The sequence below is a fragment of the Psychrobacter sp. A3 genome, assembly GCF_028823565.1.
GTDB classification, from domain to species: Bacteria; Pseudomonadota; Gammaproteobacteria; order Pseudomonadales; family Moraxellaceae; genus Psychrobacter; species Psychrobacter celer.
The window spans coordinates 19,864-36,609 of sequence record NZ_JAPEHS010000017.1; the positions used below are offsets into that span (position 1 = coordinate 19,864).

Genomic DNA, 16,746 nt, shown 5'->3' on the forward strand with positions numbered 1-16,746 from the left:
GACGTTAAGATACAAACAGCCAACAATGCCTCGTTATTGTTGGCTGTTTTTTTTGTAAAATACCAAAATGGATTATAGTCATCGTAATTACAACAACAGTGATTATAATGACAGTAACAATAATAACAGTAGTGCCGATCCTTGAAACGGCCTTTTACTTTTATATGTGAGGAAGATAGATAATGAGCTACTTTGGCACCGATGGTATTCGTGGAAAGTTTGGTGAATCGCCAATCACACCGGATTTTATTTTAAAATTGGGTTATGTGACAGGCAGGGTGCTAATAGAGAATAATACCAATCCATCGCGCAAGCCCAGTGTGGTCATCGGTAAAGACACTCGCCTGTCAGGTTATGTGATAGAAGGGGCGCTACAGTCGGGCTTTAATGCCGCAGGGGTGGATGTCCATATGCTCGGCCCATTGCCGACGCCTGCCATTGCGCATTTGACTCGCAGTTTTAATGCGGATGCCGGTGTGGTCATCTCCGCCTCGCACAATCCTTATTTTGATAATGGCATCAAGTTTTTTTCGGGCGATGGTAAAAAGTTGACCGATGAGATGCAAACGGCCATTAACGATAAGCTCACCGCCATCATGAGTGCCTCTGAAGCAGACAATAACACCATCATGCCTATTGTGGATCCTGCCAAACTTGGCAAAAACAATCGTATCAACGATGCCAAAGGTCGCTATATAGAGTTCTGTAAAGGCAGCTTCCCTTATCAGTATGACTTAAGCCATCTCACCATCGTCGTCGACTGCGCCAACGGAGCGGGTTATAGCGTGGCACCGAGAGTCATGCGCGAGCTGGGTGCCAATGTCATCGCCATCAATCATGCGCCTGATGGTATCAACATCAATGCTGACTGCGGCTCGACCCATCCAGCAAGCTTGCAAAAAGCGGTCGTCGAGCATGGTGCTGATGTCGGGATCGCGCTAGATGGCGATGGTGACCGTATCGTGATGGTCGATGAAACCGGAGCCTTAGTCGATGGTGATGGGATCCTATACGTGCTCGCCACCCAAGGCGCAGACAAAGCTAAGGGCGTGGTCGGTACGTTGATGAGTAATATGGGGTTAGAGCTGGCGCTCAAAACCGCTGAGATTGACTTTGTCCGTGCAAAAGTAGGCGATCGCTACGTGATGCAAGCGCTTGAGGCCAATGGTTGGATACTGGGCGGTGAGCCGTCTGGTCATATTTTATGCTTGGACAAAAGCCGTACAGGAGATGCGATTATCGCAGGTTTGCAGGTGCTGGCTGTCATGCAAGCGCGTGGTCGTGCGCTTAGTGACTTGGTCGAAGGGTTTGGCGTCCTACCACAAAAACTGGTCAACGTGCGCTTGTCTGAGATGAAAGATCCGTTTGAGTATCCTGAGCTGGTGGCCGCCTTTGATAAAGCGCGTGCGACACTGGCAGGTCGTGGTCGTTTACTCATTCGTCAATCAGGTACAGAGCCGATGATTCGAGTTATGGTTGAGTCTGACGACGAGATAGAATGTGATGTGCTGGCCAATGATCTGGCGGATCAGATCAAGGCGGTATTGGGCTAATTGATTGACGTTAAAGGTTATTATAATCAATCATGATCAGCAGTCACACTGTATATTATATAAAGGAGTTGCCATGAGTATGGATTTTACCGATCAGCGTTTGTCATACGAAAAAGGCGTTTTAGATCAACAGTCAGTCCCCACTTCTCCATTTGAGCTACTCGGTGCATGGATGACTGAGGCGATTGAGCAAAAAGTACAAGAGCCTTATGCCATGAGTCTGGCCACTTGCGGCGCGGATCTTAAACCCAGCGTCCGTATCGTATTGCTGCGTGAGATTACTGAGACAGGGGTGGTGTTTTATACCAATTACGACAGCGCTAAAGGGCAAGATATCAGTGAAAACCCCAACGCTGAAGTGTTGTTTTTCTGGCATGAGCTAGAGCGTCAGATTCGCATCAGTGGCCGAATTGCCAAAATAGACGCGGACAAGTCAGCGGCTTATTTTCAAAAGCGTCCTCACGACAGTCAAGTTGGCGCATGGGTGAGCGAGCCACAGAGCGGAGAAGTGGCTGATCGGGAAGTGATGGAGCAAAAATTTGCGCAGTTACAAAACCGCTATCCCAGTGACAGTCCGGTGCCAACACCGACGTTTTGGGGCGGTTATGAGATTACTGCTGAACACATCGAGTTTTGGCAGGGGCGCGCCAGCCGTATGCACGACCGTATCGTCTATAGCAAAGACGATAACAACAACTGGCAGACCAAGCGGCTACTACCATAGTGTTTGGCTGATTTTGAAATCCTAGATCATTTAAAAATATAAAAAATCCACTCTATATCCAGTTTCTCGGGTATTTAGAGTGGATTTTTTATATCAGTTATTTGCTTTATTTGGCTTTATTTGGCTTTATTTGGCATTGGTATCGACATCCACAGAAACGGACATACCAGGACGCAAGCGTGCAAGCTCAGGTTGGTTCGGATCCAAGTCGATACGTACTGGGATGCGCTGCGCAATTTTTATATAGTTACCTGTCGCAGGATTGGCGGCACCTGCACTAAACTCACTGCCAGTGGCTGGTGAGATGTTGCTCACATGACCCGTAAATTTGGCACCGCCAAGCGCATCCACATGAATAGTAGCTGGTTCGCCGATTGCCATACTAGCTATTTGGGTTTCCTTAAAGTTTGCGATAATCCAAATGCCTTTTGGCACGATATACATGAGCTGGGTGCCCGCGCTAACGTACTGGCCTTCTTTGACACTGACTTGGCTCAGCTGACCGGACTCAGGTGCTGTGATGATCGTATTATCGAGATTAATTTGTGCTTGCTTCACACCTGCCTCAGCACTTTTGATATTTGCGTCCAGCGAGGGTTGGGTGCCACTGGTTTTGGCGCGGTTTTGTTGAGCGGCTTGTAAATTGGCTTCAGCCTGTTGCACACTTGCCTGTGCTTGAGCCAGCTTTGCTTTGATATGAGCCACTTCTGCTTTTGATACCGCACCGATAGCATCTAAGCCCTGATAGCGATTGACGTCTTCACGAGCGCTCTCGACATTGATTTTGGCACTATATAAGTCTGCTTTGCGTGCTTCGATTTGTGCTTGGCTAGATTGCGTGTCTTGGTCATTGGTAGAGCGGCTGGTGATCGCCACTTCAGTATTGGCCTCGGCTTGTTCAAGTTGCTGCTGAAACGTTCGATCATCTATTTTTATCAGTAGATCGCCCGCTTTTACATCAGCAAAATCCTGCACCGCCACTTCGGTGACATAGCCGGAAACTTGCGGACTAATAATAGTGGTTTGACCTTTGACAAAGGCGTTATTGGTTTGTTGCACCGTAGGCGTAAATGGTGGCAGCTTCCAAGCATATAAAATCAAGGCCACACCAATGACAATCAGCGCAATCAATAATCCCAAATTTAGATAGGATTTTTTCTTGGGAGACCAGCCAGCCGTATTTGATATCGGCTCTTTTGGCGGCATAGGCGTTTCATTATCATCGTCTTGATTTTCTATAGAGCCTTCTACAGAGTTATCCTCACGCACGCTATCAGGCGTATCAGTAGCTGCTTGTATCTCGGATGTATCCGTTTTCTTTTGCGTAGCGCTTGTAGCGGTCTCTACTGGAGCCGTAGCAGACTCTGTACGTGTGTCTGTTGCTGGAGCATCAGTTGACGTCTGAGGTATTTTATTAAGCTCATTTGGTTTTTCTTGGCTCATGACATGCTCCTAAATGTTAATAAGCAGATATCTGATTGGTCTGACTATAAATAAATATGATAAAAAATCACTAAGATAATAAGTTGAATTATTTTGTTTCGCGCATCTTGGCGATGACGGCGAGCTCTTTGGCCAGTGGATTGCGCTTGTGGTAGCGGTTATAAAGATAATTGAGCAGCAAAATAATCGTAACGGCAGTAGCAAGACAGGCCATCAGAAAAAACAGGTCGCTGTATGCTGCGACCGTTGCTTGGCGCTGAATGCCTTGCAGTACTTGGCTAACTGCACCGATATTTGCTTGGGCCGCGTCAGTGGTCTGATTCGACAGCATGTTACGAGTGCCTGCCACCTGGGCGCTAAATGCAGGATCGCCCAAATTCAATGAGCTGACCATATCTGCATAATGCATTTGTGTACGAATGGTCGTAAATGCCTGAATGGCTGCCGCACCTGCCAGTCCGCCAACTGTTTGGGAGATGCCAAAAATCACTGAAAAACTAATAATATACGCAGGGCCACTGCCAATAGCCCGCAAAAACCCTTCAAAAACCAAAGGCCCCATGAAATACACCGCGGCAAAGGCAATCAAAAACTGGCTGAGATAAAACGTATAGGGTGCTGAATTAATAGACACACCAACATCCATCCAAGACCCTAAGGCAATCAATGCCACTGCAAAAATAACAGGTCGGCGCAAATCCATCGCATTGGTACTAAAAATACTAATAATCAAAGCCAGTGCACTGGCGGCTATAATAACAGCATAAAAAGTAACCAGCTGATCGTTACCGTAGCCGAGGTTAGCGAGCAATCCTGCCGCTCCGACATTTTGCTCAGATAGCAAAATCCGCATGACAGCGCCCGTCACCATAAAGGCAATAATATTGCGGCTACGCATCCAGCGCACTTGTAGCATCGGATTTTTGCGATGCGTCTCAATCCATAACGCGATGCTAATCCCGACGATAGCAGTCATCAGTGGATAGACGAGCCAAGGTGTCGTCCACCATAAAATTCGACCCTGTACCAAAACGACAGCTAATGCAGCCAGACCACTAGCGAAAAAACCAAAGCTTACAAAATCCAATTTCTCAAATACTTTTTCTGTATTCCCTGGTGGTAGCTCTAATATATTAATCAGCCCAAAACAAATCAGCGCCAGACCAAATTGAAATAAAAATAAGTTTTCAAGCTGACCGTCGATGGCGAGGTAGGGTGAGATGACACGTGATAATGGAATACCAAACTGTACCAGACCAAAACCCAATATGAGACCACTAGTACGTTTGACGGGTGGCATACCCTGAAGACAATAAAACAAGCCCAATACGGTCATACCACTTGCCACCATACCACTAAGTCCCCTAGTGACAATCTCTAAATAATAGGGCTCAATGCTAATATTAGGTGTGTCTAACAAGTGACTGCTGATCAGCCACTGTAGACTGGTGGCGGCTAACAAAAATGACAGGGTGATTTTGCTAAAAAGCGACATGCCAAATTGCTGACGAATTTTGTACAGCAGAACGGTGATACAGGCATTAGTCATATTATAACTGACCGATATCCAACCACCTTCAGCTGGCGTTAAGCCTAGCTGACCCTGAATTTGTGTCAGGTTGGCGACAAGTAGACCATTTTGGAAGCTGGCTGTGAGACCCACAAAAATCCCAATAAACAAATAAAATATTTTACGGCGTGCAGGATGGTCAGGATTGGCTGGAGAGCCCACCATTATTGGCTGTTCGTGGGGCTTAAACTGGTATTCGTTACTCATGGGCGTACCACAATCTGTATAAGGAAATAGAGTGATATAGGACAGATGCCAGACGGGGAGTCAGGTCAGTGTAATTGGTATTTATAGCGTGAAAAGCCAGTCAACTCACTGATGGTATCTGAAAGATAACCCAGAAAATTCAGAAAGGATTTTATCATAACTTTTATCGTGCTTTTGTCATCGACACGTAATTCATGGATGGTGCTGAGCAATTTGTTTGGTTGCTCTACAGCTTAATGCTCTCATATGACATTGATAACTATAATTCGATGGTTATTCATGCAATCATAAAATAAAGCACGCATAAAAAACAGCTCTATACAGAGCTGTTTGTGTGTATCGGAAAATTGGTCTGTCAATTATGATGCAATGCTAAACAGACTGATCGTAATTGGCCTCTAAGCGCATGCTACGCTGATAGCTATCGAGGCTAGCCAGCTGCGACGCATATTGCTCGATATGCGGATAGTCTGCCAGAGCATGACGTTTGGCCAGCATAATCAAGTCAAACGATAGCATGAAATCAGCACCGCTTAGCTTATTGCCAACGATAAAGGATTTATCTTTCAGCTCATCATTTAGGTAGCTGAGCAATCGATGCTTTTCGGTACTGATATAGCCATCTAAAAACGCATTGTCCTCCACGCCTGCTTTTTTGGTAAAAAGCTCGAGCAGCAGCGGTAGCATCAAAGAGCTTTCGGCAAAATGAATCCACTGCAGATAAGTGCCATAATCGCTACTATCGGTCGCAGGGCGTAGGCGCTTGGGCGCAAAACGCTCAATCAGCAGCTCAGTGATAGCGCCTGACTCTGCATATAACTGACCATCCATCTCGACAACCGGAGACTTACCCAGTGGATGGACTGCTTTTAGGCTGTCTGGGGCTAGATGCGTTGTCGTATTACGCTGATGGCTGACGATTTCGTAAGCGATGCCCAGCTCTTCTAATAGCCATAGCGTACGTAATGAGCGTGATTGATTAAGATGATGTAAGCGAATCATGATGCCAGCCTTCTTAGAGAGTTCATTTCCATTCTATAAAACACCGAAATATAAATCACCAAACGCTTAACCGTTCAGTTTCGTCATTAAGCGTTTTGCTGTTTCTTCTGATGATGCTGGGTTTTGACCCGTAATCAATAAGCCATCTTCGACGACAAAAGATTCCCAGTCCGCCGCCTTTTTGTAGTGACCGCCATTGGCTTTTAGCATATCCTCTACCAAAAACGGCACCACATCAGTTAGGCCAACGGCGTCTTCTTCAGTATTGGTAAAACCTGTCACCGTCTTGCCTTTGACCAAATACTCATCATCGACTTTGACGTTTTTGAGGGCAGCAGGGGCATGGCAAACCAAGGCCACAGGCTTGTCTTGCTTGATAAAACTTTCAATCAAATTAATCGAGTCTTTATCAACTGCTAAATCCCATAATGGACCATGACCACCTGGATAGAATACGCTGTCGAAATCTTCAGCTTTCATATCCGCAAGTTTTTTGGTATTGGCAAGGTGCTTTTGCGCCTCGCTATCTTCTTTGAAGCGCTTAGTATCTTTGGTTTGGGCATCATCGGTATCGCTACTAGGATCGAGTGGCGGCTGACCACCAGCAGGAGAGGCGAGAGTGATGTTGGCACCAGCGTCCAAAAAAGCATAGTAAGGCGCAGCAAATTCTTCTAGCCAAAAGCCAGTCTTTTTACCGGTATCGCCGAGTTTGTCGTGCGAGGTGAGTACCATTAAAATATTCATAATTGTCCTTTTTATGTGTGTAATTTTTAGCCTAAGCTAGGGCGTGTCCTCATTTTAAAAAGGGTGCTAAATAAGCCGAACCCTAACAGTATTACGGGTTAACACCTAATTTTCAGTAGCGGTTTTAACCCGTTATGTTGAAAAGTCGTTACTTGGTTAGGGGTTTTGAGTTATTGAACGTCAGCGACTTTGATGACGGTTTTACCAAAGTTTTCACCATTGAGCATTTTGACAAAAGCATCAGGTGCATTGTTTAAGCCGTCAGTGATGTGCTCTTTAGTTTTCACCGCGCCTGATTCTACCCATTTACCCATAGTCTCTAAAAACTCTGGGAAATGATCGCCGTACTCTTCAAAGATAATAAAACCTTTGACCGTCAAGCGTTGTCTTAAAATCAGACCCATCAGCATACCCAAGCGATCTTTACCCTCAGGCAAATCCGTGGCGTTGTACTGTGATACCAGACCACATACAGGGATACGCGCATGGGCGTTGAGTAGGGGCATGACCGCGTCAAATACTTTGCCGCCGACGTTTTCATAATAGATGTCGATACCATCTGGGCAGGCATTTTTTAATTGTTCGGCGAAGTCATCGGCTTTGTGGTCGATACAGACATCAAAACCCAGCTCCCGAACCGCAAACTCACATTTATCCGCGCCGCCTGCGATACCGACCGTACGCAGTCCATACTGATTGCCCACTTGTCCAACGGTGGCACCGACAGGGCCGGTGGCCGCAGCAACGACGAGCGTCTCGCCTTTTTGTGGTTTACCGATATCGGTCAGACCCATATAGCCGGTAAACCCTGGCATACCAAGTACGCCCAGACCGTAAGAGGGGTTTGCCATGTCTTTGTCTAGCTTGACCACGCCTTCACCATTACTGACGCTATAATCCTGCCAGCCTGAATTGGACACGACCAAGTCGCCCGCGGCAAAATTGTCGATATTGGATTCGACCACTTGTGCAACTGTGGCACCCATCATCACATCGCCCACTTCTAGCGGATCGGCATAGCTTTTGGCGTCGCTCATACGTCCGCGCATGTAAGGGTCTAATGATAGATAGACGGTGCGCAGTAGCATTTCGTCATCTTTGGGGGCTGGAATATCGCTGGTTGCCATATCAAAGTTTTCAGGTTTTGGCTCGCCAGTTGGGCGACTGGCCAATTTAATTTGACGATTTGTTGTTTGATTTTGTTGGGCATCAAAGCTCATTTTAAGGATCCTTTTTTGTTATTGATTGATGGTTTTAGATCGGGCAGCCAATAAGTGAAGCATGGCTGCCGATAGTTATTTACTGATTATGAAAAGACCATTAAGCCGTGCCAGTTAGCGCCCGCTCTAAGATACGACGTGATACCGTTAAGTCATTATCTTTATGCTCACCCAGCTTTACCATATTATGAGCGTCAAGCTGCTGGATGATAGGGTCAATCGCTGACTCATCGAGCGCGGCATCTGCGAAGCTGACAGGTAAACCAAGGCTACGGAAAAAGTCCTCAGTATATACAATAGCAGTTTCGATAATGCTGTCATCGTCTTGTTTTGTATCAGTATTGCTGTCGATGGCCCAAACGTTACGAGCGTATTGAAGCAGTTTTTCTTTTTTGCTGTCTTTGAGCTCACGTAGTACTGATGGCAGTAAGATAGTCAGCGTGCGGGCGTGATCGATACCATGTAGCGAGGTCAGTTCATGGCCGATCATATGCGTTGTCCAGTCTTGTGGTACGCCGACGCCGATAAGACCGTTTAGCGCCATGGTCGCTGTCCACATGATGTTTTTGCGAGTTTCGAGGTTTTCTGCATCGGCTTTTACCGCCTGACCTTCTTCGATCAAAATCTTTAACAGGCTTTCAGCAAAAGCGTCTTGTACTTTGGCGTTGACAGGGTAGGTGAGATACTGCTCCATCACATGGACAAATGCATCTGCCACCCCATTCATCACTTGGCGCTCAGGCAAGGTGAGTGTTTTGGTCGGATCTAAAATAGAAAACCTAGGATAGGCAAGCGGGTTGCCAAATGGTAGCTTGGCCTGACGGTCACTGTGATTGACCACGCCGCCTGAGTTCATCTCAGAGCCTGTGGCTGGAATGGTCAATACCGCACCAAGATCCACCGCTGAATCTAGTTTTTTGGTATAACCAATCAGGGCGTCCCATGCTTTTTCACGTGAGACTGTACCATCGTCTTCTTTGAGTGAAGATACTAAGGCGACAAACTTACTACCGTCGATGACTGAACCGCCGCCGACCGCTAAGATAAAGTCGATATTATGCTCATTGACCATATCCGCCGCTTTTAGCAGAGTATTGAACTCTGGGTTTGGCTCAATGCCGCCAAACTCAAAGATATCGCGCTGACCGTTGGCTTTGAGCGCTGTTCTGACTTCATCCAAGGTGCCCGTGCGCTCAGCTGAGCCGCCGCCATAAGTGATGAGTACGCGAGCATCTTGCGGGACAAGCTCTGATAGTTCTTTGATTTGCCCTTCACCAAAGACGATGCGTACGGGATTGTAGTATTGAAAGTTATTCATAAGATTCCTCAGTCAATGTTGTTTGTCTGATAAAAAAGACAGCGATAAAAAGACAGCAAAAATAAAATCACTTATCTTTTACGATGGCGCACATTGTACATCAATTAGACCGGTCGTCTAGAGGTGTTTACAAAAAATACTTATAACTCAGAAATCTTATTTACTCAGCTTATTCAGTGTAGGCAGGCTGGCTGTCGGGTGATATCGATATCTACTCAAACAAAGACGACGATAAGCGGTGGGCTTAGCGTCCCATTTGGGAGGTGGTCATTTGCCATACTTCTGCCAGTGGTGTGTTGGTTTGACTGGTCTTGGCGATTAAGCTGGCACCAAGCCACGCAAAATACCAGCGTTTTGCCATACTCTCAGCAGCGATATTCTCAGGGCGGGGCACCGACTGATCTGCCCAGCCAGCTTTGATTTGCTCAGCCAGCCAACTAATGGTTTGTTGATAGCCGGCGTTTAGGGCAATACGCATCGGCTCAGACAAATCAGCGACCTCGGCACTGAGCTTGACCACAAGGCATTTTTCGTAATCGCAGCCGTTTTGCTGGGTGTCATACCAGTTTTGAAAATAATCATAAAGCTTTTGCTGTGCGTTACTGTGACGACGACCAATGGTATCCAAACGCGTTTTATAGTTAACGAAATAGTGACTGATGATGGCTTCACCGAAGGCTTCTTTTGACGTAAAGTAATGATAAAACGAGCCTTTCGGGACGCCAGCGGTGTCTAGTATTTGTTTGATACCCACGGCGGTAAAGCCTTTTTTGGCAATGAGCTGGTAGCCGACATCGAGCAGGTGAGTTCTAGTATCAGGGGGAATGGTCGTTGCGTTGGCAGACATTAAGTTGGTAGACATAGGGAGATGTCCTCTTATTATAGGGTTTGAAAGAGTTAAGGTAAACATTGGCTACATCAGTCAGTGATTATATGACGGTGAGTCTTGTAGCCGTCATGCTACGATAGGGGGGGGGGCTTCCCTTTATTATATATTATACGTTTTATTGATATATGTTGTGACGCTATCAGGGATAGGCTCGTTACGTTTGTTCAACACTGCAGATAGCAAAATACGTTTCGTCACTATATTGGCTATGGTAGCATTAGACCAGTCGTCTATCAAGTTGCTGCTATTTTCACTACTTTAGTATATAAGATAAATAAGGATAATTATGTCAACCAATACCAATAATCAAAGCGGCCAAAACCCGTATGAGGATTTTCATCTACAATACATCGCAGGCGAATGGCAAAGCGGCCAAGATGATAGTGTCAATGCCGATATCAACCCCTACAGTGGTGATACACTGGTGGAGATTCAGCAGGCTACCAAAGAGCAGCTCGACACCGCCTATCAAGCAGCGCACGCGGCACAAAAGCGCTGGGCGCAGCAAACCCCAGCCGAGCGAGCCGCTGTCTTGTATAAAGTGGTCAATATTTTGGACCAGCGCCAAGAAGAAATCGTAGATTGGCTTATCAAAGAGTCGGGCAGCACCCGTATCAAGGCGATGGTAGAGTTTGGTAGCGCGCGAGCAATTACGCTAGAGGCGGCTACTTTTCCCAATCGTGTCCATGGCCAGATTCGCCCATCCAACACCGCTGGTAAAGAAAACTTTGTATACCGTGAGCCAATCGGTGTCGTGGCGGTGATTAGCCCGTGGAATTTTCCGCTCCATTTGACTCAGCGCTCTATCGCTCCTGCGTTAGCACTGGGTAATGCCGTGGTGCTCAAGCCCGCCAGCGACACGCCGATCACTGGTGGCTTGCTGCTCGCCAAGATTTTTGAAGAAGCAGGACTGCCAAATGGTTTGCTGAACGTCGTCGTCGGTGCAGGCGAAGAGATTGGTGATGCCATCGTTACCCATGATATTCCAAGTTTTGTGTCATTTACAGGCTCGACCTCGGTCGGTAAGCATATCGGTGAGTTGGCCAATGGCGGCGACTATATCAAGCAAGTTGCGCTAGAGCTGGGCGGTAACAGCCCGTTTGTGGTCCTAAAAGATGCTGATATCGAGCAAGCAGTAAAAGCGGCCGCCTTTGGTAAGTTTTTACATCAAGGTCAAATCTGTATCGCTATCAACCGCATCATCGTCGAAGATGACATTTATGATGATTTTGTGGCGCGTTTTCTGGCGCATGTTAAGACACTAAATGTCGGCGATCCAAACCAAGAAGATACGGCAGTTGGGCCTATCATCAATGAAAAACAAGTCAAGTCACTAAAAGAAAAAATCGCCAAAGCCCAGCAACAAGGCGCCAAAATGCTATTAAGCGGCGAGATTAAAGGACAGGTGGTGCCGCCGCACATCTTCACCGAAGTCACCCGCGAGATGGACTTGTCGCGCAATGAAGTGTTTGGGCCACTGGTCGGTATCATTCGCGCCAAAGATGAAACAGATGCGCTGTCCATTGCCAATGACTCGATGTATGGGTTGTCTAGCGCTGTCTTTACAGCAGACATGCAAAAAGGCCTGCGCTTTGCGCGCGGTATTCGCGCAGGTATGACACATATCAATGACATCTCGGTCAACGATGAGAGTAATGTACCCTTTGGCGGTGAAAAGAACTCAGGTATCGGCCGCTTTAATGGTGAATGGGTGCTCGAAGAATTTACCAGAACGCACTGGATTTCTATGCAAAACGAGCCGCGTCAGTACCCATTTTAATTGCTTCATGCGCCGTGCTTGCTCAATGAACGCAAAAAAAAGACCGCCATCAGTGCGGTCTTTTTTTGTTTAGGATAAACGAAAGGTATAATAAGCGAGAGGTGTGATAGCTGAGATTAGCGAGAGTGAAAGCCGAGTAACGCTTCAATCTCTTCGACCGTCATTTGTCTGACAAGTGCCTGATCTTCTACCGATAGGCGGTTGGTATGCTTTTTGATCATTGTATAAATGCTACGCGAAATCTCAGAGGTCGTCGCATAGTACATTTGAGGTTGTTCTTTGGTAAGGGTGGTCAAAAATCTGTTGATGATTTTGCGTTTTTCGTCCGCTGCATGTTCTTCAGTCATAATAGTCTCCTAGAAGAGAACCATTTAAGCAGTCGGGGGTATGAGAGTCAATAACAGGAGTGTAATAGTCGCTTTCACAACCTCTATATCAGTTATGAGCTTTGTTATGACAATGGATAAATGACTTTTTAACAATGGTATTGTATAAGCTATAACATTCATTTAATATGAATGTTATAGCACTATCTTTTAACTCTATATTAAGAAGACAGTTATGCACACTATCAATCTACCCAGCAAACCGCCAAGCTCACCGCACCCTATTCTCAATCTTAGTTTTCGCGTTTTCTTTAGTGGGGCGGCAGTCTTTGCAGTACTTATCATGACTTTATGGGCGTTCGTTTTTACCGGTCATACTGATATCGCCGCGCAGACATTGAATCCACTGTATTGGCATGGTCATGAGATGATTTATGGTTATGCTTTAGCCGTGGTCGCAGGTTTTTTATTGACCGCTGTACAGACTTGGACTGGGGTAAAGATGCCTTATAGCTATAAGCTGCTAGCTATTTTTAGCTATTGGTTAATTGCGCGCTTGAGCTGGTTGGCCTTTGGCTTAGGTCTAGATATTGGTGCGGGGCTACTACTATTAGCGGCTATATTTGATATGTTGTTTGTCGCCTCAATGGCGTGGGTAATGTTTCGAGCAGTACTGCAAGTTAAGCAATACAAGCAAATGGGGATTTTGGCCAAACTTGCGCTACTCGCCTTAGGCAACGGACTGTGCTATTGGGGCATTTTTGCTAATGATATGACTGTCACTAAGATAGGGGTGTATTTAGGGTTTTATCTAATTATCGGCTTAGTGTTGACGATTGGCCGGCGCGTGGTACCGTTTTTTATTGAGCGCGGATTGGCCTATGATGGTATTGATGTCAAAGTACGCAATAGCAAATGGCAAGATGTCTTGAGTCTGGTTTTTTTCTTGACTTTTTTTAGCATTGATCTATTTTATCCTAATAAATATCTGCTCACTATCACTGCTCTTGGGGTGGCTATAGTCAATCTCATACGTTTAGCCGGTTGGTATCACCCAAAGATCTGGCAAAAGCCTTTACTTTGGTCATTGTATTTAGCCTTTTTTGGCATGTGTTTGAGCTTTATCTTATACGCTTTGCAGCCTTGGCTTGGCTTTAGTCACAGTCTGGCGGTACACGCTTTATCTATCGCTGGCGTTGGTATGATGACGCTGGCGATGATGACGCGAGTATCATTAGGGCATACAGGGCGCAATATTCATCAGCCGCCAAAGATGGTCAATGTGATGTTCGCGCTCATGGTATTAGTATTTGTCAGCCGCGCATTTTTACCTATTATCGCTGTCGATCATTACTTATTATGGGTGATGATTGCGCAAGGCGCTTGGATTAGCTGCTTTGTACTATTTTGCATCAGCTATTTACCGATATTGTCCAAGCCCAGACCAGATGGTTTGTTTGGTTAAATTTGAATTGTTAAGGAGCATTTGCTCATGAAGTTGACGAACTATAGTGATTATGCGCTGCGCTCCTTAATCTATCTAGCCGTAAAGCCTGAGCCGCAGGCTTTAGCGAACATCACTGATATTGCTAACAGCTATGATATCTCGAGAAGTCATCTGACAAAGATTATTCATCAATTAGGTCAATTGGGTTATATAGAGACGATTCGCGGTAAAAATGGCGGTATCAGGCTTGCCCGTGCGCCTGAAAATATCAATTTAGGTATACTCATTAAGCAGATAGAGCCGGACTTTGCGTTGGTTGAGTGCTTTGCGGCAACTGTACCTAAGACTGATGCCACGACGCAACAAGGCTTACCGATAACCTTGATTGATGAAACGGCTGATGAGACAGCTAACAAGGCCTCATCAGTGACAAAGCAAGGCTGCGTCATCAGTCCTGTATGCCGATTAAAGGGGGTGTTTTTTGAAGCCCTTACTGCTTTTGTTAGCGTTTTAGAGGGCTATACTTTAGCTGATATCATTAATAATAAAATTGAATTAAAGGCTTTGTTATCTTAATTCAGTATTCGTGCTAAACATCAGAAGCGATAAAACATCTGGCTCGGATGCATATAAGCAGCGATATCATGTAATAGCGTACTGCTTTGTAGTAAAAGTTGTGCTATAACAATATATAACTAGCCTAAATATAGTCGATGCACTCTAAAAAGCGCATAGCGCTACTGGGATGCTATTTTTAAACGTAGGTTGCGCAGCCTCTGGGAACGCAGCACGCAAGTAAAATTTATACCAGTAGCGCGTTTAAATTTATATAACAGTTTTATTTTCAACTGACTATAGCTGCTCATTTCCCATAAAAGAGATAATCCGATGTTTAAAATAAAAGTAGAGCGTACCGTAAATAAACCGATTGATGAGGTGTTTGAAGCCATAAGCGATCATGCCAGTTATGGATTATTCAAAGCGGTAGGGACGGCTAAGCTACTAACAAAAGGCGATGACGAGCATAACGGCGTTGGTGCTTTACGTACCATTCAGACGGGGCCAGTCAAATTTTGGGAGCGAATTACGGCGTTTGAGCGTCCGACTCATATGCAGTACAAGATTGAAAAAGCCAGACCTGTTAAAGTGGATCACCGCAAAGGGAGCATAGATTTAAAAGATTTAGGCGATGGTACTACGCAGGTGACATGGATATCTGAAGGTCGATTAGTGATACCATTACCCCTGATCGGCCGCTTGCTTGATCGTAAGATGCAAAAACAAGGTACGGTAGGATTTAGTAGTATACTCAAATCCATAGAAAGCCGCTAATTTAGCGGCTTCGTCTATTTTAAATTTTGAGCTTTATCTCGTAATCTTATTCTGCTTTGTTCTTAGCCGCTTCAAGCTCATTGAAGCGCGCTAACTGCTCAGGTGTGGCTGGCTGTTGATACTTCTGCTTCCACTCAGAGTAGGGCATACCATAGATCAGCTCACGAGCGTCTTCATAGTCGATGTCGATACCACGCTCCTCGCCAGCCGCTTTATACCACTTGGACAAGCAGTTGCGACAAAAGTCAGCAAGGTTCATCAGCTCGATATTTTGTACATCTTTACGCTCGTCTAGATGAGCAAGTAAACGGCGAAATGCCGCTGCTTCTAGTTCGATATTGGACTCTAGTTTTGCCATAGTTTTTCCTTATCTTTACTGTGCATCTATAAATGCAGAGGCTTTTATTAAACTTAATCTTCCTTAAGCATTTTCAAGCTTAGGGCGAGCCTTATTTACGGCTTTAAGTAACGCTTCTTCAAACTCACCTTCTTTAAACGTGGTCAAGTAAGAGTGTGCGGCGCAGAAGTTACGTACATCCCAATCGTGCGCTATTTGTGTTGCCCAATCACAGTACTCTTTGCCGGCATTCGGCGCGTCCTTCAGCGCTTTTTTGGTTGTGGGATGCAGCATCACCTCAGGCAATATTTTTTCGAGCAATTTAGAAGGAGGGCTCATAAAGGTATCATCGACGTGTAGGCTTTTACTCGTAGGATGATAGGCTAATAAGGAGCCTGCATGAATCATCTCATTAGCATGGATATAATCGATGCCTTGCGACATAGAGAACTCAAGCTCAGGGTAACGCTTAGCGACTGCCGTACTTTCAACCAAATCCTCGCTCCACTCAACCTCAGGCACTTGTTTGGCGTGGCGACGACTGCCGTAAAAGGTAGCTTGCGGGAAATCTTTTGCCATCTGCGCGCAGTGAACCGTGTGGAATGGATGGACGTTCAATACCGCTTCGACGTCTTGACCGTTATTAGTCAAGGCCATCACTTTATCGCGCACTTCACCTGTCAGCTTATAGCTGTCTAAGAAGATAAACTTGCCGGACTCTAATTTGACAAGCGAGCACTGCGTACCGATATTGATAACGCCGCCGATGCGAAACTCGCCGCGTATGTTCCAAAAGCCTGAGCCTAAATCATGTATCTTTTCTGCCATGGTTATTCTCCTCAATGATGTTAGGG

The 16,746-nt window shown here is 45.8% G+C and carries 16 protein-coding genes; 6 read left to right on the top strand and 10 right to left on the bottom strand.

All coding sequences use genetic code 11. The features are described from left to right. The first annotated feature begins 182 nt into the window (after positions 1-182). Complete coding sequence (gene glmM, locus NK638_RS04285; protein ID WP_274632071.1) at positions 183-1,553, top strand: phosphoglucosamine mutase; 1,371 nt, start codon at positions 183-185, stop codon at positions 1,551-1,553. Between the two features lie 79 nt (positions 1,554-1,632). Continuing rightward, a complete protein-coding gene (gene pdxH, locus NK638_RS04290; RefSeq protein WP_199774522.1) occupies positions 1,633-2,277 on the top strand; it encodes a pyridoxamine 5'-phosphate oxidase in 645 nt (214 codons plus the stop codon). Positions 2,278-2,403: 126 nt separating this feature from the next. Here pdxH and NK638_RS04295 read toward each other — a convergent pair whose 3' ends face one another. From NK638_RS04295 to NK638_RS04325, 7 genes are all read right to left on the bottom strand, one after another. Then, entirely contained in the window at positions 2,404-3,720 is a 1,317-nt protein-coding gene (locus NK638_RS04295) for an HlyD family secretion protein (RefSeq protein ID WP_075106054.1), read from the bottom strand. Positions 3,721-3,808: 88 nt separating this feature from the next. Then, positions 3,809-5,497 (bottom strand): MFS transporter, encoded by a 1,689-nt coding sequence (locus tag NK638_RS04300; protein WP_274632072.1) that lies wholly within the window; start codon positions 5,495-5,497, stop codon positions 3,809-3,811. Positions 5,498-5,869: 372 nt separating this feature from the next. Beyond that, complete coding sequence (locus NK638_RS04305; RefSeq protein ID WP_274632073.1) at positions 5,870-6,499, bottom strand: glutathione S-transferase family protein; 630 nt, start codon at positions 6,497-6,499, stop codon at positions 5,870-5,872. Between the two features lie 66 nt (positions 6,500-6,565). Then, complete coding sequence (locus tag NK638_RS04310) at positions 6,566-7,243, bottom strand: type 1 glutamine amidotransferase domain-containing protein (protein ID WP_274632074.1); 678 nt, start codon at positions 7,241-7,243, stop codon at positions 6,566-6,568. 170 nt (positions 7,244-7,413) lie between these two features. Continuing rightward, complete coding sequence (locus NK638_RS04315) at positions 7,414-8,463, bottom strand: NADP-dependent oxidoreductase (protein ID WP_105245510.1); 1,050 nt, start codon at positions 8,461-8,463, stop codon at positions 7,414-7,416. 100 nt (positions 8,464-8,563) lie between these two features. After that, on the bottom strand, positions 8,564-9,781 hold the full coding sequence (locus tag NK638_RS04320; RefSeq protein WP_274632075.1) for an iron-containing alcohol dehydrogenase: 1,218 nt from the start codon (positions 9,779-9,781) through the stop codon (positions 8,564-8,566). A 244-nt stretch (positions 9,782-10,025) separates the two neighbouring features. Continuing rightward, positions 10,026-10,643, bottom strand: coding sequence for a TetR/AcrR family transcriptional regulator (locus NK638_RS04325; protein WP_274632076.1), 618 nt, complete (start codon positions 10,641-10,643; stop codon positions 10,026-10,028). A gap of 313 nt (positions 10,644-10,956) precedes the next feature. Between NK638_RS04325 and NK638_RS04330 the strand changes: the two genes are divergently transcribed. Then, entirely contained in the window at positions 10,957-12,450 is a 1,494-nt protein-coding gene (locus NK638_RS04330; RefSeq protein WP_274632077.1) for an aldehyde dehydrogenase family protein, read from the top strand. A gap of 116 nt (positions 12,451-12,566) precedes the next feature. Here NK638_RS04330 and NK638_RS04335 read toward each other — a convergent pair whose 3' ends face one another. Next, positions 12,567-12,797: a hypothetical protein gene (locus NK638_RS04335; RefSeq protein ID WP_274632078.1), complete on the bottom strand. Its 231-nt coding sequence runs from the start codon at positions 12,795-12,797 to the stop codon at positions 12,567-12,569. Positions 12,798-13,011: 214 nt separating this feature from the next. Here NK638_RS04335 and NK638_RS04340 point away from each other — a divergent pair, with 214 nt between their 5' ends. The 3 genes from NK638_RS04340 to NK638_RS04350 all read left to right on the top strand — a co-directional run bounded on the left by NK638_RS04340 (position 13,012) and on the right by NK638_RS04350 (position 15,555). Then, on the top strand, positions 13,012-14,241 hold the full coding sequence (locus NK638_RS04340) for an NnrS family protein (RefSeq protein WP_274632079.1): 1,230 nt from the start codon (positions 13,012-13,014) through the stop codon (positions 14,239-14,241). 27 nt (positions 14,242-14,268) lie between these two features. Next, positions 14,269-14,799, top strand: coding sequence for an Rrf2 family transcriptional regulator (locus tag NK638_RS04345; protein WP_274632080.1), 531 nt, complete (start codon positions 14,269-14,271; stop codon positions 14,797-14,799). A gap of 312 nt (positions 14,800-15,111) precedes the next feature. Beyond that, positions 15,112-15,555 carry an SRPBCC family protein gene (locus tag NK638_RS04350; RefSeq protein ID WP_274632081.1) on the top strand — a complete coding sequence of 148 codons (444 nt, stop codon included), beginning with the start codon at positions 15,112-15,114 and terminating at the stop codon, positions 15,553-15,555. A gap of 46 nt (positions 15,556-15,601) precedes the next feature. Here the strand turns inward: NK638_RS04350 and NK638_RS04355 are convergent, their stop codons facing one another. Continuing rightward, positions 15,602-15,913, bottom strand: coding sequence for a DUF1244 domain-containing protein (locus tag NK638_RS04355; RefSeq protein ID WP_025646541.1), 312 nt, complete (start codon positions 15,911-15,913; stop codon positions 15,602-15,604). 63 nt (positions 15,914-15,976) lie between these two features. Beyond that, positions 15,977-16,720, bottom strand: a complete 744-nt coding sequence (locus NK638_RS04360; protein ID WP_274632083.1) for a hypothetical protein — start codon at positions 16,718-16,720, stop codon at positions 15,977-15,979. Between the last annotated feature and the right edge of the window lie 26 nt (positions 16,721-16,746).